Source organism: Streptomyces misionensis (assembly GCF_007896895.1).
Classification (GTDB): Bacteria; Actinomycetota; Actinomycetes; order Streptomycetales; family Streptomycetaceae; genus Streptomyces; species Streptomyces misionensis_A.
In genome coordinates this window covers 48,549-65,186 of record NZ_VOGW01000001.1, presented here as the reverse complement: position 1 = coordinate 65,186, position 16,638 = coordinate 48,549, and the positions used below count along the sequence as shown (strand labels likewise).

The window sequence follows — 16,638 nt, the reverse complement described above, 5'->3', positions numbered from 1 at the left end:
CCGTGCGAGCCGCCCGGTCTCCCTCCATGCTGGACGTGGGACCCGGTTCGCCGGGACGGGACGGCGGAGGAGGAAGTGGTGACGATGCGGACCGTTGTCGACCTCACGCGCTGCCAGGGCTACGCGCAGTGTGTGTTCCTCGCGCCGGACGTGTTCCGGCTGCACGGCGAGGAGGGCCTGCTGTACGCCCCGGCCGTCCCCGACGACCAGGTCGAGCGGGTGCGCAGGGCCGCCGCGGCCTGCCCGGTGCAGGCCATCCTCCTCGGGGAGGAGGTGAGCGGCGGTGCACGGTGAGCTCACGGACGGCCGCATCGTGATCGTGGGCGCCTCGCTGGCCGGGCTGCGGGCCGCCGAGGCACTGCGGGCGCAGGGTTTCACCGGCTCGCTCACGGTGGTCGGCGACGAGCCCCACCCGCCCTACGACCGGCCGCCGCTGTCCAAGCAGGTGCTGCTGGGCATCGCCCCGGCCGACTCCACTGGGCTGCCGATGCGTGCGGACCCGAAGGCCGAGTGGCTGCTCGGGGTGCGGGCCACGGGCCTGGACCCGCTGGCCCGGCGGGTGCTGCTGGACGGCGGGGAGTCGCTGCCGTACGACCGGGTGCTGATCGCCACCGGGACCCGCGCCCGGCCCTGGCCGAACCCGGCGGAGGCCGCCCTGGACGGGGTCTTCACCCTGCGCACCCGCGAGGACGCCGCGGGGCTCGCGGAGCGCCTCGACGCGGGACCGGAGCGGGTGCTGGTGATCGGCGGCGGCTTCACCGGCTCGGAGATCGCCTCCGCCTGCCGGGAACGGGGCCTTGCGGTCACGGTCACCGAGCGCGGCCCCGCGCCGCTGGTCGGCGCGCTCGGCGGCACGCTGTCCAAGCTCGCGGCGGTGATGCAGCGCAACCACGGCGTGGACCTGCGCACCGGCGCGACGGTCACCAGACTGCTCGGCGACGGGCGCTTCACCGGCGCGGAGCTGTCCGACGGCAGCCGGGTGGACGCGGACGTGTGCGTGGTGGCGCTGGGCGCGATCCGCAACGTGGAGTGGCTGGCGGAATCCGGCCTGGCGGCGGGCCCGCGCGGGCTGGCGTGCGACGCCGGGTGCCGGGCCTTCACCATGTACGGCATCGTCACCGACGACGTCTTCGTGGCCGGGGACGTCTCCCGCTTCCCGCACCCGCTCTTCGGCTACCAGCTGCTGTCCCTGGAGCACTGGGGCAACGCGGTCGCGCAGGCCGAGGTGGCCGCGCACAACATGGTCTCCCCGGGGCCGCTGCGCCGCCCGCACCTGGCCCTGCCGACGTTCTGGTCGACCCAGTTCGGGCTCAACATCAAGTCGGTGGGGGTGCCCACCTACTCCGACCACGTGGTCATCGCCCAGGGGTCCCTGGAGGCGCGGCGGCTGGCGATGGTGTACGGCTACCGGGGCCGGGTGACGGCCGCGGTCACCGTCGACATGGCCAAGGTGCTGGAGTACTACCAGCACCTGATCGAGACGGCCGCGCCGTTCCCGCCCCCGCCGGGCGCCGCCGACCGGGCCCTCGCGGCCGAGATCCCGGTGCCGTCCGACGTACCGGACCCCTCGGTGCTGTCCCACGGGCCGACGGTCGCGCTCACCGGCTATGTCCCGGACCGCCGGCTGACGGTGGTGTAGCCCGCCCCTACTTCGAGGAGCCGACATGGACCCCGGCACCCTGCTGGCGAGGATCACCGACTACGCCAGCCGTCCCGACCCCTACCCGCTGTACGCGGAGCTGCGCGCGGCCGGTCCCGTCGTCCCGCAGGAGGACGGCAGCCTGCTGGTCGGCGGCTACCACGAGGTCGCCGCGCTGCTGCACGATCCCCGGCTCAGCGCCGATCCGCGCAACCGCGGTCTGGTGACCGCCAAGCCGCCGTTCCTGCGCCTGGACGATCCCGAGCACCATCGGCTGCGCACCCTCGCCATGCGGCCGTTCGGCCCGCCGCACACCCCGCACCGGGTGGACGGCATGCGCGCCGAGATCGACCGGATCACGGCGGAACTGCTGGAACCATTCGAGGCGGGCGGGCGGTTCGACCTCGTGGACGACTTCGCCTATCCGCTGCCGGTCACCGTGATCTGCCGGCTGCTCGGGGTGCCGCGGGAGGACGAGCCGCTCTTCCGGGCCTGGTCGGACGCGCTGGTCGCGGCCGCCGACCTACGGCCGGACGCGGGTCAGGCGCCCCGCGAGGAGGCCGACAAGGCCCGCGCGGAGATGGGCGCGTACCTGGTGGACCTGGCGGAGCAGCGCCGCGATAACCCCACCGGCGACCTGCTGTCCGCGTTCGTCAACGAGCCGGACCCCGGGCGGCGGCTCACCCGCGAGGAACTCGCGGAGACGGCGGTGCTGTTGCTGATCGCCGGGCACGAGACGACGGTCAACCTCATCACCAACGGGGTGCTGACCCTGCTGCGCCACCCCGAGGAACTGGACCGGCTGCGCCGCACGCCCGGTCTGCTGCCGCAAGCGATCGAGGAACTGCTGCGCTACGAGCCCCCGGTCCACATGCGCGAACGCATCCCCCTGGCCGACGTCACCGTCGCCGGCACGACCCTCCCGCAGGGCTCCACGGTCATCCTGGCCCTGGCCGCCGGCAACCGCGACCCCCGCCGCTTCGCCGACCCCGACCGCTTCGACCCGGCCCGCCCCGACAACCAGCACCTCGGCTTCGGCACGGGCATCCACCTCTGCTACGGCGCCCCGCTCGCCCGCATCGAGGCCCACTCGGCCCTGTCCGCCCTGCTTCCCCGCCTGGGCACGGCCCAACTGGCCGAGGACCCGCCGCCGTACCGGCAGAACGCGATGCTGCGCGGACCGCGTCATCTGCCGCTCCGGGTCTGACGGAGTCCGGACCGCGCTCAGCCGCCGAGGATCTCGGACAACTCGATGATGTGGTCCGTGAGGTAGAAGTGGCCGCCGGAGAAGACCTTGAGGTCGAAGGGGCCGGTGGTGTGCTCGCGCCAGGCGTGGGCCTCCTCGGGGGTGACGCGCGGGTCGCTGTCCCCGGTGAGGACCGTCAGGGGGGCCTCGACGACGGCGTCGGGGGCGGCCCGGTAGGTCTCGATGGCGGTGTAGTCGCTGCGCAGGGCCGGCAGGATCATCCGCAGCAGGTCCTCGTCGCCCAGCAACCGCGGGTCCGTGCCGCTCAGTTTGCGCATCTCCTCGATGAGGCCGTCGTCGTCCCGCAGGTGCACGTTCTCGGACGCGTACGCGGAGGGGGCGCGCCGTGCGGAGGCGAAGAGGTGGGCGGGGCCCTCGCCGTCGCGTTCGAAGCGGCGGGCGACCTCGAAGGCGACGATGGACCCCATGCTGTGCCCGAAGAAGGTCAGCGGACGGTCCGCGTAGGGGCGCAGCGCCTCGTACGCCTGGTCCGCCAGCTCGGCGATGGTCTCGATGCCCTTCTCCTCGTACCGGTCCTGCCGGCCCGGGTACTGGAGCACGAGCACGTCCGCGGCGCCACGTAGCGCGGTGGCCAGGGGGAAGTAGAAGGTCGCCGAGCCGCCGGCGTGCGGGAAGCACACCAGCCGGGTGGAGGCGGGCGGTGCCGGGTGGAAGCGGCGCACCCACAGGTCGCCGGTCGGGAAGGCTGTCGTCATGGCGTCATCCAGGGTTCGTCGATACCGGACGGGGGCGCCGACGCGCCGTCTGCGATCATGCGGCCATCCGGTCAGGCAGTCAACCAGCCCTTGGCGCGGACCAGTTCGACCACCCGCTCGCGAACCTGGCGGATCTGCGCGGCCGTGAGGGAGTCGACCGAGGTGACCAGCAGCTCCGTGAGTTCGGTGCGGAAGTGCGCGGCGCCGGTGCCTTCGCCGGCCGGTGCGCCGGCGCGTTCGGCGGTGGTGCCGTCGGAGAAGACGGGGCGGCTGGGGAGGCGGTTCGGGGAGGGCTGGTAGATCAGCCGGATCTGCGAGGCCTTCGGGCCCTTCTCGCCCATCTCCATGTGGAACTCGACCTCGCTGCCCTCGTGGTAGAGGTACTTCTCGTCCAGCAGGTCGTTGGCGTGCATGAAGACGTCCTCGCCCGGCTCCGTCGGTGCGATGAACCCGTATCCGCGGACCTCGTCGAAACGCAGCACCTTGCCGGTCATCAGCACGGCCCACCCACCTCCAGCCACAACCCAACGGTAACGAGGCGAACTTACACAGCTTCGGGCGCAGATACGACCCCGTGGGCCGCCGGCCTCCCGCCCCTCACTCCGGCAGCACCAGCCGCACGGTCCGCCCCGGGGACACCGTCACCATCCGGTCCGGCAGCCGCACGTCGATGGGTTCCCCGCCGGAGTCGGGCACGGCGATCTCCAGCTGGTGCCGGGCGAGCCGGACGCCGATCCCCCAGTGGCCGAGGTAGCGGACCGAGAAGCCGTAGGAGGAGACCGGCGGCAGCGGAACGGGGTCCAGCCACAGGGCGCCGTCGCGGGTCTCCAGACCGGTCAGTCCGCGCTGCACGAGGTCGAGGGTGCCCGCCATCGCGCCGAGGTGGACGCCCTCCTCGGTGGTGCCGCCCTGGACGTCGGCGATGTCGCCGCGCAGCGTCTCCTGGACGAACCGCCAGGCGTCGGCGCGGCGGGCGCGGGCGAGGATCCAGCCGTGGACGAGGCCGCTGAGGGTGGAGCCGTGGCTGGTGCGGTGCAGGTAGTGGTCGACGGTCGCGGACCAGGTGCGCTCGTCCAGGTGCTGTCCCAACCGCTCGAAGAGCGCGGTGAGTTCGCCGGGTGCGAAGAGGTAGCCGAGCATCAGGACGTCGGCCTGCTTGGACGCCCGGTACCGGTTGGCGGTGTCGCCCTCGGCCTCCAGGATCCGGTCCAGGCGCCGGATGTCGCCGTACCGCTCGCGGTAGGCGCCCCAGTCGAGTTCGGCGAGCTCGCCGTAGCCCTCGAACTGGCTGATCACCCCGTCGTGGCGGGGCACGTGGAGGGTGCGCGAGACCTCGTCCCAGCGCGCCGTCTCGTCGGCGTCGAGGGCGAGGCGCTCGGCGAGTTCGCGGCGGCGCGGCTCGGGCAGGACGCGCAGCAGTTCCAGGGCGCGGGCGAGCACCCAGGCCGCGGTGACGTTGGTGTACGTGTTGTCGTCCAGGCCGGGCCGGTCCGCGCCGGGGTAGGCGTCGTGGTACTCGTCGGGGCCGACCACGCCCCGGATGCGGTGCCGGCCGAGGTGGTCGTCGTACTGCGCCGAGTCGGCCCAGAAGCGGGCGATCTGGAGCAGCATCTCGGCGCCCTCGCCGTCGCGGAAGGCGGTGTCGCCGGTGGCCTCGCAGTACTGCCACACGTTGTACGCCACCGCGGAGCCGACGTGGTGCTGGAGCCGGGAGTGGTCGGGCAGCCAGCGGCCGGAACGGGGGTTGAGGTGGAGCCGCTGGGTCTCCTCGTGGCCGTCGCTGCCGCTCTGCCAGGGGTAGCAGGCGCCGCGCCGGCCGAGGCGGGCCGCCTCGCGCCGGGCCGCGTCCAGCCGGCGGTGCCGGTAGCGCAGCAGGCCCCGGGAGACCTCGGGCAGGTGCAGGTTGAGGTACGGCAGGACGAAGAGTTCGTCCCAGAAGACATGGCCGCGGTAGGCCTCGCCGTGCAGTCCGCGCGCGGGGACCCCGACGTCCAGGTCGGCGGTGTGCGGGGAGAGCGTCTGGAGCACGTGGAAGAGGTGCAGGCGCAGCACGGTCCCGGCCTCGCCGGGCACGTCGAGCAGGGTGCGCCGCCACAGCCGGCCCCAGGCGGCGCGGTGGGAGCCGAGCAGGGCGTCGAAGGCGGGGGCGGTGGCCAGCCGGTCCAGGGCGGCGTGCAGCGGGTCGCCGATGGCCGGGTCATGGGAGGTGTGCAGGGCGACGGTCTTGTCGACGGTGCGGGTGCGGCCGGGCGGACAGGTCAGGTACAGGGTCCGCACCGCGCGCCGCGGTTCGGCGGCCGCGGTCGCCGGGGCGGGCGCGGTGAGCCGTTCGGCGAGGGCGATCCGGATGTCCGAGGTGCGGGTGCGGCAGTCCAGCCACACGGTGTCCCCGCCGGCCGCGGCGGTGCGCACCTCGGTGAGGTGGCGGCCGTCGAGGTCGCGATAGCGGGCGACGCCGCAGTTGGTGACGTCTCCGTCGAGCGCGGCCTCGACCTCCAGTTCCGCGCCCGCGTCGCCCTCGACGGTGAACTCCGTGCGCAGCGCGGCCAGATGGGGGTCGCTCAGGTGGACCAGCCGCAGCTGGCGCACCAGGAGGGTGCTGCGCGGGCTCAGGGGGTAGCGGGTGCGGCGCTCCAGCAGGCCGGGGTCGAGGTGCAGGGTCAGGTGGTGTTCGGTGACCGCGTTGGTGTCCGGGGTGAGCCAGCCCGCGACGCCGTCCGCCGGGCGGGCGCGCGGACGGAAGCGCAGCGGCAGCCAGTTGGGCAGGTTGACCATGTCCTCGTTCTCGACGCGGCGGCCCGCGACCTCGGAGGTGAGCCGGTTGTAGCAGCCGGCCGCGTAGGTGCCGGGGTAGTGGGTGGCGTCGGCGGCGCACTCGGGCAGCGCCCCCCGGGTGGCGAAGTAGCCGTTGCCCAGGACGCACAGGGACTCCCGCAGCCGTTCCCGCGCGGGCTGGTAGCCGTCGTACTCCCAGGTCGCCCCGGTCACCGTCACCCCGTGGCCGGCAGGCCGGGGAGGATCCGGTCGGGGGTGAGGGGCAGTTCGCGGCAGCGGACGCCGGTGGCGTGGTGGACGGCGTTGCCGATGGCGGCGGCGGTGCCGACGATGCCGATCTCGCCGATGCCCTTGCTGCCCATCGGGTTGAGGTGGGTGTCGTCCTCGTCGATCCAGTGCGCCTCGACGGCGGGCACGTCGGCGTTCGCGGGCACGTGGTAGGAGGCGAGGTCGGCCTCGGGGAAGTCGCCGAACGCCGGGTCGAGGGTGCTGTGTTCGGTGAGGGCCATGCCCAGGCCCATGATCATGGCGCCGGTGAACTGGGAGCGCGCGGTACGGGCGTTGAGGATGTGACCGGCGGCGAAGACGCCGAGCAGCCGGCGCACCCGCACCTCGCCGGTGACGGTGTCGACGGCGACCTCCGCGAAGTGGGCGCCGAACGCGTGCCGGGCGTAGGGGACTTCGGCGTCGGCCCGGCCCGTGGTGTCGGCGCGGGCGTCGATGCCTTCGGCGGGCAACGGGCCGGTGTGCGCGGCGAGCCGGGCCGCCAGGGCGGCGCACGCGTCGTGCACGGCCCAGCCCCAGGAGGCGGTGCCCATGGAGCCGCCGGCCAGCGGCGCCGGGGGCAGGTCGCTGTGCCCGATCTCGATGCGCACCCGCTCCAGCGCGGTGCCGAGGGCGTCCGCGGCGACCTGGGCGAGCACGGTACGGGCCCCGGTGCCGATGTCGGTCGCGTTGGTCCGCACGATGAAGGTGCCGTCGGGCAGGGCACGGGCTTCGGCGGCGGCCGGGCCGGCGGAGGCGGGGTAGGTGGCGGCGGCGACTCCGGTGCCGAGCAGCCAGGGTCCCTCGCGGCGGGCGCGCGGGCGCGGGTCGCGCTCGTCCCAGCCGAACCGGCGGGCGCCCTCGCGCAGGCACTGCACCAGGTGCCGGCTGCTGAACGGCCGGCCGGTGCCCGGCTCGTGCTCGGGCTCGTTGCGGATGCGCAGCTGGACCGGGTCCATGCCCAGCGCCTCGGCGAGCTCGTCCATGGCGGACTCCAGGGCGTACATGCCGGGCGACTCCCCCGGGGCCCGCATCCAGGACGGGCTCGGCACGTCGAGCGCCACCGCGCGGTGGACGGTGAGCAGGTTCGGGGTGGCGTACATGACGCGGGCGGGCACCGCGGCCTGCTCCACGAACTCCTTCACCCGTGAGGTGTGGGTGGTCACCTCGTGCAGCAGCGCGGTCAGTCGGCCGTCGGGGCCGGCGGCCAGGCGCAGCCGGTGCAGGGTGGGGGCGCGGTGGCCGACGACGGTGGGCAGGTACCGGCGGGGGTAGGCGAGGGTGACCGGGCGGGCGGTGCGCAGGGCGGCCATCGCGGCGAGGACGAGGTCGGGGCGCGGGGTGCCCTTGGAGCCGAAGCCGCCGCCGACGTGCTCGCTGACCACCGTGACCCGGTCCTCGGGCAGTTCGAAGACCTGGGCGAGCACGGACCGCGCCGTCGTGCCGCCCTGGGTGGAGGTGTACACGGTGAGCCGGTCGTCGTCCCACCGGGCCGTGGTGGCGTGCGGTTCCATGGGGTGGTTGTGCAGCGGCGGCACCCGGTAGACGACGTCGACGCCGGTCCGGGCGGCGGCGAAGGCGCCCTCCGGGTCGCCGTGCTCGACGCGGCCGGGCTGGCCCGCGTTGGCCTCCTCCGGTTCGTAGCCGTCCGGGTGGTCCATGGTGAGGGTGAGGTCGGCGGGCTCGGCGTCGTAGCTGACGCGCACCAGCCGGGCGGCGGCCCGGGCGGTCTCCAGGGTGTCGGCGACGACGAGGGCGACGCACCAGCCGCGGTGCGGCACGCGGGGGTCCTGGAGCACGGCGAGGGTGGCGTCCTCGGGCGCGGCGAGCCGGGGCGCGTCCTCGGGGGTGAGGACGGCGAGGACGCCGGGTTCGGCGCGGGCGGCCGAGGTGTCCACGGCGGTGACCCGGCCGCGGGCCACGGCGGCGGGCACGGGCCAGGCGTGGGCGCGGCCGGACAGCGGGTGTTCGGCGGCGTAGCGGGCGGCGCCGGTGACCTTCTGCCGCCCCTCCAGGCGCTCGGCGGGGGCGCCGAGGGCGGTGCCGGTGCGGGGCATGGGTCTCCTCCTGGTAACCGGTGGCGGGCGGGTCAGGCCACGGCGGGGGCCGGGGTGAGGCGGCCGAGGACGTCGAGGGCGAGGTTGCGGGCGAGGGGCACCTTGTAGGCGTTGTCGCGCAGCGGCCGCGCGGCGGCCAGTTCGAGGTCGACGGCGCGTTCCAGGGCGGCCGGGGTGGGGGCCGCGCCGCGCAGCGCCTCCTCGGCGCGCCGGGCCCGCCAGGGCTTGTGCGCGAGCCCGCCGAAGGCGAGGCCGACCTGCTGGATCGCGCCGTCCGCGAGGCGCAGGACGACGGCCACGGAGGCGAGGGCGAAGGCGTACGACGCCCGGTCCCGGGCCTTGCGGTAGGCGGAGGGCACGCCGGCCGTGGCGGCGGGCAGCAGCACACCGGTGACGATCTCGCCGGGGCGGATCTCGGTGTCCCGTTCGGGGTGCTCGCCGGGCAGCCGGTGGAAGTCGGCCACGGGCACGCTGCGGGCGCCGTCGAGGCCGTACAGCTCCACTTCGGCGTCGAGGGCGGCGAGGGCGACGGCCATGTCGGAGGGGTGGGTGGCGATGCAGTGCTCGGACTGTCCGAGGACCGCGTGGTCGCGGTGGACGCCTTCGAGGGCGCCGCAGCCGGTGCCGGGGTCGCGTTTGTTGCAGGGCTTGGTCAGGTCCTGGAAGTAGGGGCAGCGGGTGCGCTGGAGGAGGTTGCCGCCGGTGGTGGCGGCGTTGCGGAGCTGGCCGGAGGCGCCGGCCAGGAGGGCCTGGGAGAGCGCCGGGTAGCGGTCGCGCACGCGCGGGTCGGCGGCGAGGTCGCTGTTGCGGACGGTGGCGCCGGCCCGCAGGGCGCCGTCGGGCAGTTCCTCGACGGCGCCCAGGGGCAGCCGGCCCACGTCGATGAGGACGGCGGGGCGTTCCACGCCGAGCTTCATCAGGTCGACCAGGTTGGTGCCGCCGGCCAGGTAGCGGGCGCCGGGGTGGGCCGCGTACGCCTCCGCGGCCTCCTGGAGGCTGTCCGGCCTGAGGTAGGTGAAGCCGTTCACCGGATCACGTCCTCGACCGCCTCGACGATGCCCGGGTAGGCGCCGCACCGGCACAGGTTGCCGCTCATGCGCTCGCGGATCTCGGGCCGGTCCAGCGGCACCGGGCGGCCGGAGGGGGCCGCGGGGTCGGTGACGTGGGAGGGGTGGCCGGCCGCGGCCTCGGCGAGCATGCCGACGGCGGAGCAGAGCTGGCCCGGGGTGCAGTAGCCGCACTGGAAGGCGTCTCGGTCGAGGAAGGCCCGCTGCAACGGGTGCGTTTCCTCGCCGTCGCCGGCCAGGCCCTCCACGGTGGTGACCTCGGCGCCGTCGAGGCTCACCGCCAGCAGCAGACAGCTGTTGAGCCGGCGCCCGTCGACCAGCACGGTGCAGGCCCCGCACTGCCCGTGGTCGCAGCCCTTCTTGGCGCCGGTGAGATCCAGGTCCTCCCGCAGCAGGTCCAGCAGGACGCGGCGGTTGTCGACGTACAGGGTGTGGGGCTTGCCGTTCACCCGCAGGGTGATCTCCGTTCCCGGAGCCGTTGCGTTGTCGCTGGTCATGACGTGGGCCTTCCGGACGGGCCGTGGTGCCGGTGATGCCGTGGGGTCCGCGTATCCAGGTTCGCGGCGCCTCACACGTACGGGCCCGCCGGACGGCGCCCGCGCCGCCGCTCTCTCAGGCCGCGCCCACCGGTGTCCCCTCGTCGTCGCGCTGGGCGAACTGGGTGCGGTACAGCTCGGCGTACCGGCCGCCCGCGGCGAGGAGCTGGTCGTGGGTGCCGCGTTCGACGACGGTGCCGGACTCGATCACCAGGATCTGGTCGGCGGCGCGGACCGTGGACAGCCGGTGGGCGATGACCACGGCGGTCCGGCCTTCGAGGGCCTCGGTCAGGGCCTCCTGGACGGCCGCCTCGGAGGTGTTGTCCAGGTGGGCGGTGGCCTCGTCGAGGATGACGACGCGCTGGCGGGCCAGCAGCAGCCGGGCGATGGTCATCCGCTGGCGCTCGCCTCCGGAGAGCCGGTAGCCGCGTTCGCCGACCACCGTGTCCAGGCCGTCCGGCAGGGACCGTACGACGTCGGCGAGGCGGGCGCGGCCGAGGGCGTCCCACAGCTCGTCGTCCCCGGCGTCCGGCCGGGCCAGCAGCAGATTGGCGCGGACCGTGTCGTGGAACAGGTGGCCGTCCTGGGTGACCATGCCGAGGGTGGCCCGCAGCGAGGCCGCCGTCAGCTCGCGCACGTCCACGCCGCCCACCCGGACGGCGCCCGCGTCGACGTCGTACAGGCGCGGCAGCAGCTGGGCGATGGTGGACTTCCCGGCGCCGGAGGAGCCGACCAGGGCGACGGTCTGCCCGGGTTCGGCGCGGAACGAGATGCCGTGCAGGACCTCGGTGCCGCCGCGGGTGTCGAGGGCGGCGACCTCCTCCAGGGAGGCGAGGGAGACCTGGTCGGCGGCCGGATAGGCGAAGCGGACCGCGTCGAACTCGACGGCGACCGGGCCCTCGGGGACCTCGACCGCGTCCGGGCGCTCCTCGATCAGCGGCTTGAGGTCGAGCACCTCGAAGACCCGCTCGAAGCTGACGAGTGCGCTCATCACCTCCACCCGGGCCCCGGCGAGCGCGGTGAGCGGGGCGTAGAGCCGGGTCAGCAGCAGGGCCAGCGAGACGATCGCGCCGGGCTCCAGGGTACCCCGCAGGGCGAACCAGCCGCCGAGGCCGTAGACCAGGGCGAGGGCGAGGGCGGAGACGAGGGTGAGGGAGGTGATGAAGACCGACTGGGCGGTGGCGGTGCGCACCCCGATGTCGCGGACCCGGGCGGCGCGGGCGGCGAACTCCGCCGACTCCTCCTGCGGACGGCCGAACAGCTTGACCAGGGTGGCGCCGGGCGCGGAGAACCGTTCGGTCATCCGGGTGCCCATCTCCGCGTTCAGCGCCGCCGCCTCGCGCTGCATCCGGGCCATCCGGCTGCCCATCCGGCGGGCGGGCAGCACGAACACGGGCAGCAGCACCAGCGCGAGCAGGGTGATCTGCCAGGACAGGGTGAGCATCACGGCGAGCGTGAGCAGCAGGGTGACCAGGTTGGTGACGACGCCGGAGAGGGTGTTGGCGAAGGCCCGCTGGGCGCCGATCACATCGTTGTTGAGGCGGCTGACGAGCGCTCCGGTGCGGGTCCGGGTGAAGAACGCGACGGGCATGCGCTGCACATGGTCGAACACGGCCGTTCTGAGGTCGAGGATGAGGCCCTCGCCGAGCGTGGCCGACAGCCGCCGGCCGAGGATGCCGAGCCCGGCCTCGGCGAGGGCGACCAGCGCGATCAGCAGGGAGAGGCGGACGACGGTGCCCGAGTCGTGCCCGGAGACGATCGCGTCCACGACGCGGCCGGCGAGCACGGGGGTCGCCACCGCGAGCAGCGCGGTCACCACCCCGAGCAGCACGAACCGGACGATGCCGGCGCGGTGCGGCCGGGCGAAGGCGGCGATGCGGCGCAGCGTGGCGCGGGCGAGGGGACGGCGGTCCGCCTGCGCGTACATCACGCTGTGCAGCTGGGTCCATGCGGTGGTCTCCATGCTCATGAGGAAAACGTAGAACCTCAAGCTTCATTGAGGTCAATGTCCGCGGCTTTTCACCCGCGCCGGCACCCCGGAACCGGCCGCCGCGGCGAATCCGGAGGCCGTGCCGACCGCGTCCGGGCGCGTTCGGAAGCCTCGATGCCCCCACCCCGGCGCATCCAAAGGCCTCGATGACCACACCCTGTAAGCCGCCGTCCGCGGCGGCGCCATCCGCCGTTGGGGCGGCGCGGCGAACCTGTGCCGACATGACCGCCGTCCCGCTCCCACCGACTCCCCCGCTGTCCCGGCTACGCCTCCCGCGCCGCCTGCCCGTGCGCCGGCTGCTGTGTCTGGTGCCGCTGCTGCTCGTCGTGCCGGCCGCGGTGCGCAACCGCGCGCTGCTCGCCGAGGGCTTCGGGCAGCTGCGCACCGCGTCCTGGCCCTGGCTGCTCGCGGCGGCCGGTGCCACCTGTCTGACCTGGGTGGCGGCCGCCGTCACCCGGCAGGGCGCGGTGGTCCAGCCGCTGCCGAAGGGCCGGTTGCTGGCCACCCAGTTCGCGGCGGCCTCGGCCAATCACCTGCTGCCCACCGGGCTCGGCGCGGGCGCGGTGAACCTGCGGTTCATGACCGTGTGCGGGGTGCCGCCGGCCCGGTCCTCGGCGGCGCTCGCCCTGTATCTGCTCGCGGAGAGCGCGGGCCGGCTCGGGCTGCTGGCCGCCCTGCTGCTGGTCTTCCCGGACGCGCTGCGGCTGCGCCCCCTGCTGCCGGACGGTTCGGCACCGCCGCTGCTGTGGGCCGCGGCCGGGGCGCTGGTGGCGGCGGTGGCCGTGGGCGCGCTGGTACGGCCGCTGCGCACCCGCGCGTCGGCGTTCGTCCAAGACGCCCTGGACGAGGCGCGTTCGGTGCACACCCGGCCGGCCCGTGCGCTCGCCCTGTGGGGCGGCTCGCTGGCCTTCCCCGCACTCCAGGCGGTGGGGCTCGCCGCGGTCGGGCAGGCGCTGCGGCTGCCGGTGCCGCCCGCCCACATCGCGCTCGCCTATCTCGCGGCGACGGTCGCGGTGGCCCTGGTGCCCACCCCGGGCGGGATCGGCTCGGTCGAGGCGGCGCTGATCGTGGCCCTGGTCGCGGTCGGCGGTCCGGCGGCCCCGGCCACGGCGGTGGTGCTGGCCTACCGGATCATCACCGTGTGGCTGCCGCTGCTGCCGGGGGCGCTCACGCTGGGGGCGCTGGTGCGGCTGAAGGTCATCTGAGGCAGAGTGGCCCACCCAGCCGCCTGGAGAGGGAGTGCCCGTCGTGCCGGTCCGCGTGGAGCGCAAGGAGTACGTCACCACCGTCGTCCTGTCCCGGCCCGAGGCCCGCAACGCCGTGGACGGCCCCACGGCGGCCGAACTCGCCGACGCTTTCCGGGCGTTCGAGGCGGACGAGGGCTCCCGGGTGGCGGTGCTGTGGGGCGAGGGCGGCACGTTCTGCGCGGGCGCCGATCTGAAGGCGATCGGCACCGGGCGGGGCAACCGGGTCGCCGAGGACGGCGACGGGCCGATGGGGCCGACCCGGCTGCGGCTGTCCAAGCCGGTGATCGCGGCCGTCGCCGGGCACGCGGTGGCGGGCGGCCTGGAACTCGCCCTGTGGTGCGATCTGCGGGTGGCCGAGGAGGACGCGGTGTTCGGGGTGTTCTGCCGCCGCTGGGGTGTCCCGCTGATCGACGGCGGCACCGTGCGGCTGCCCCGGCTGATCGGCACGAGCCGGGCCATGGACATGATCCTTACCGGCCGTCCGGTGCCGGCCCACGAGGCGTACGCGATGGGGCTCGCCAACCGCGTGGTGCCGGCCGGCACCGCCCGCGCCGAGGCGGAGGCGCTGGCCGCCGGGATCGCCCGCTTCCCGCAGCCGTGTCTGCGCAGTGACCGCGCCTCGCTCCTCGACCAGGAGGGCCTGCCGGAGGAGGAAGCGCTGCGCGCCGAACTGCGGCACGGTACGGGCGTGCTGGCCGAAGGCGTGGACGGCGCCGCCCGGTTCGCGTCGGGGGCGGGGCGGCACGGTTCGTTCGGCTGAACCCGCCGCGTACCGGCCCGCCCCGGTCACTCCGCGGGGAGTCCGGCGTTGGCCCGGGGCGCGTGACACGGACGCGGGACGGGCAGGCCCGGCGCCGGTGTCTCACCGGGCACCTCCTCACAGCCGCCCGGTTCCGCCACGTGCGGGGCCGGGGCGGCGCGTCCGGCACGCCACAGGTCGCACGGCGATCCAGGAAGGGCGCGGCCGGCGAACACAGGACGCACGAAGGTCCGGGCACGCGGCCGGCCGGGCCGCGAGCGGGTGTCGGCGCGGACCGGTCGACGGGGCCGGGGCCGGGGGCACGGTGTCGATCGCGGTCGCGCCGGCACTGACCCACACGGCACTGACAGCGGGTCCGGCTCAGCCGGTGCTCACCCGTACCGGACCGCCCCCGGGATCGACGCGGTCGTGCCAGCGGGTGCCGAGCGTCAGGGTGCGGTGGGGCCGGGCGGTGCCGGGGCCGAGGCGGGCCCGGTGCAGCAGGCGGCCGTCCTGGTGGACGAGGAGGACGGGACGGGGCAGCGGGGCGTCGGTGCGCAGCACATGGGGCGCGGGCCGGGCGCCGGTGGTGATGCGGTTGGGGGCGATCCAGCGCAGCGGCGCCTCGACGGTGACCGGGACCCCGGGAGCCGGCCAGGGGGCGCCCGCCAGGAAGCCGAGGACCGCACCGGCCGCCCTGGCCCCCTCGCGGGCGGCGGTCGCGGCGGGCTCCACGGCGTGCAGGAGGTTGCCGGCGGCGAAGACACCGGGGCGCGAGGTGTGCAGGGCGGTGCCGACGGCCGGGCCGCGGGTGCCGGGGTCGAGGTCGAGGGCGCCGCGGCGGGCGAGTTCGTGGTCCGGGACGAAGTCGCCGGTGAACACCACGGTGTCGCAGGGCAGTACGGTCGTGCGGCCGTCCCGGTGACGGACACGCACACCGGACAGCCGTCCGTGGCCGAGGAGTTCGGTGACGGTGGTGCCGGTGAGCAGCGGGATGCGGTGGCCCAGCCGGGCGGTCTGCGCGCGGACGCGGTGGGTGCGGGCGCGCGGGTCCTCGGTGACCAGGGCGACGACCTCGGCACCCGCCGCGCGGACCGTGCCGGCCGCCGCGTACGAGACGTCCTGCGCGCCGACCACGACCGCGCGGGTGCCGATGTGCTGCCCGAACAGATGGACGGCCTGCTGGAGTTCGCCGGTGGTGTAGACGCCGGCGGGCCGGGTGCCCGGCACCAGGCGGGCCGCGCGGGGGCGTTCGCGGGCCCCGGTGGCCAGGACCACCGCACGCGCCGCGACGGCCTCCGGTCCCTGGGGCCCCACGGTCAGCAGGACGTTCTCGCCGGCCGCCCACTCCAGCACGGTAACCCGGGTGCGGAGCACGGCGCCCGAGCGCCGGGCCGCCTCCGTGGGCAGGCGGGCGTACGCGGGGCCGGTCAGCGGCCGGTGCCGCCGTCGGCGTTGGGTCCGGCGTAGTCCTCGCCGTAGGCGCCCTTGGCGGGGCGGCGGCGGCGCATGGGGGGCTCGACGCCGTCGGCGAGGCGGCGGGCGGTGAGCAGGAAGCCGGTGTGGCCGATCATCCGGTGGTCGGGGCGGACGGCGAGGCCCTCGATGTGCCAGTTGCGGATCATGGTCTCCCAGGCGGTCGGCTCGTTGAAGCAGCCGATCTCGCGGATGGACTCCACGGTCCGGGCGAGCTGGGTGGTGGTGGCCACGTAGCAGCACAGGATGCCGCCCGGGACGAGTGCCTTGGAGACGGCTTCCAGGCATTCCCAGGGGGCGAGCATGTCGAGGATGACGCGGTCGACGTCGGTGTCGGACAGGTTGTCCTGGAGGTCGCCGACGGTGAGCTGCCAGGCGGGGTGGGGGCCGCCGAAGTAGCGCTCCACGTTCTGCTGGGCGATCTCGGCGAAGTCCTCGCGGCGCTCGTAGGAGTGCAGCATGCCCTGGTCGCCGATGGCGCGCAGCAGGAAGCTGCTCAGCGAGCCGGAGCCGACGCCGGCCTCCACGACGCGGGCGCCGGGGAAGATGTCGGCGAAGGCGAGGATCTGTCCCGCGTCCTTCGGGTAGACGACGGCTGCCCCGCGGGGCATGGACAGGACGTAGTCGGGGAGCAGGGGGCGCAGCGCGAGGTAGGCGACGTTGCCGGTGGTGCGGACAACGCTGCCCTCGGGAGCGCCGATCAGTTCGTCGTGCGGGAAGGAACCCTTGTGGGTGTGGAAGTTCTTTCCGGCTTCGAGCGTGAACGTGTAGTGGCGGCCCTTGGGGTCGGTCAGCTGAACCTGGTCCCCGACCTTGAAGGGCCCGCGCCTGCGGGCGGCACCGGTCGGTTCGGACATGTGACCAGCCTACCGGGTCCCCGCGGGGG

14 protein-coding genes are annotated in these 16,638 nt (G+C 75.1%); 5 read left to right on the top strand and 9 right to left on the bottom strand.

Translation table 11 applies throughout. The features are described from left to right. Positions 1-84 precede the first annotated feature (84 nt). From FRZ03_RS00300 to FRZ03_RS00290, 3 genes are read left to right on the top strand one after another with little or no spacing between them, the layout of a single operon-like run. The gene (locus FRZ03_RS00300; protein WP_146462987.1) at positions 85-294 is read left to right on the top strand and encodes a ferredoxin; all 210 of its coding nucleotides are present in this window, start codon (positions 85-87) and stop codon (positions 292-294) included. Beyond that, positions 284-1,639, top strand: coding sequence for an NAD(P)/FAD-dependent oxidoreductase (locus tag FRZ03_RS00295; RefSeq protein ID WP_146462959.1), 1,356 nt, complete (start codon positions 284-286; stop codon positions 1,637-1,639). The genes FRZ03_RS00300 and FRZ03_RS00295 overlap by 11 nt, the downstream gene beginning before the upstream one ends. Positions 1,640-1,664: 25 nt before the next feature. Continuing rightward, a complete protein-coding gene (locus tag FRZ03_RS00290) occupies positions 1,665-2,846 on the top strand; it encodes a cytochrome P450 (protein WP_146462958.1) in 1,182 nt (393 codons plus the stop codon). 17 nt (positions 2,847-2,863) lie between these two features. Here FRZ03_RS00290 and FRZ03_RS00285 read toward each other — a convergent pair whose 3' ends face one another. The 7 genes from FRZ03_RS00285 to FRZ03_RS00255 all read right to left on the bottom strand — a co-directional run bounded on the left by FRZ03_RS00285 (position 2,864) and on the right by FRZ03_RS00255 (position 12,263). Continuing rightward, the gene (locus tag FRZ03_RS00285) at positions 2,864-3,601 is read right to left on the bottom strand and encodes a thioesterase II family protein (RefSeq protein WP_146462957.1); all 738 of its coding nucleotides are present in this window, start codon (positions 3,599-3,601) and stop codon (positions 2,864-2,866) included. A 71-nt stretch (positions 3,602-3,672) separates the two neighbouring features. Next, positions 3,673-4,101, bottom strand: a complete 429-nt coding sequence (locus FRZ03_RS00280) for a cold shock domain-containing protein (protein WP_146462986.1) — start codon at positions 4,099-4,101, stop codon at positions 3,673-3,675. A gap of 97 nt (positions 4,102-4,198) precedes the next feature. Beyond that, complete coding sequence (locus tag FRZ03_RS00275) at positions 4,199-6,595, bottom strand: glycoside hydrolase family 65 protein (protein WP_146462956.1); 2,397 nt, start codon at positions 6,593-6,595, stop codon at positions 4,199-4,201. Beyond that, on the bottom strand, positions 6,592-8,697 hold the full coding sequence (locus FRZ03_RS00270) for a xanthine dehydrogenase family protein molybdopterin-binding subunit (RefSeq protein WP_146462955.1): 2,106 nt from the start codon (positions 8,695-8,697) through the stop codon (positions 6,592-6,594). The genes FRZ03_RS00275 and FRZ03_RS00270 overlap by 4 nt, the downstream gene beginning before the upstream one ends. Before the next feature lie 32 nt (positions 8,698-8,729). Beyond that, the gene (locus FRZ03_RS00265; protein WP_146462954.1) at positions 8,730-9,725 is read right to left on the bottom strand and encodes an FAD binding domain-containing protein; all 996 of its coding nucleotides are present in this window, start codon (positions 9,723-9,725) and stop codon (positions 8,730-8,732) included. After that, positions 9,722-10,261 (bottom strand): 2Fe-2S iron-sulfur cluster-binding protein, encoded by a 540-nt coding sequence (locus FRZ03_RS00260; protein ID WP_146462953.1) that lies wholly within the window; start codon positions 10,259-10,261, stop codon positions 9,722-9,724. The genes FRZ03_RS00265 and FRZ03_RS00260 overlap by 4 nt, the downstream gene beginning before the upstream one ends. 115 nt (positions 10,262-10,376) lie before the next feature. Continuing rightward, complete coding sequence (locus tag FRZ03_RS00255) at positions 10,377-12,263, bottom strand: ABC transporter ATP-binding protein (protein ID WP_146462985.1); 1,887 nt, start codon at positions 12,261-12,263, stop codon at positions 10,377-10,379. Between the two features lie 248 nt (positions 12,264-12,511). Between FRZ03_RS00255 and FRZ03_RS00250 the strand changes: the two genes are divergently transcribed. Both FRZ03_RS00250 and FRZ03_RS00245 read left to right on the top strand, forming a co-directional pair. Then, entirely contained in the window at positions 12,512-13,495 is a 984-nt protein-coding gene (locus FRZ03_RS00250) for a lysylphosphatidylglycerol synthase transmembrane domain-containing protein (RefSeq protein WP_146462952.1), read from the top strand. Positions 13,496-13,538: 43 nt separating this feature from the next. Further along, on the top strand, positions 13,539-14,297 hold the full coding sequence (locus FRZ03_RS00245; RefSeq protein ID WP_146462951.1) for a crotonase/enoyl-CoA hydratase family protein: 759 nt from the start codon (positions 13,539-13,541) through the stop codon (positions 14,295-14,297). Between the two features lie 360 nt (positions 14,298-14,657). On the opposite strand, the gene FRZ03_RS00235 is transcribed toward FRZ03_RS00245, so the two are convergent. Next, a complete protein-coding gene (locus tag FRZ03_RS00235; protein WP_186785193.1) occupies positions 14,658-15,653 on the bottom strand; it encodes an FAD-dependent oxidoreductase in 996 nt (331 codons plus the stop codon). A gap of 53 nt (positions 15,654-15,706) precedes the next feature. Next, the gene (locus FRZ03_RS00230) at positions 15,707-16,609 is read right to left on the bottom strand and encodes a tRNA (adenine-N1)-methyltransferase (RefSeq protein ID WP_031162116.1); all 903 of its coding nucleotides are present in this window, start codon (positions 16,607-16,609) and stop codon (positions 15,707-15,709) included. Positions 16,610-16,638 lie beyond the last annotated feature (29 nt).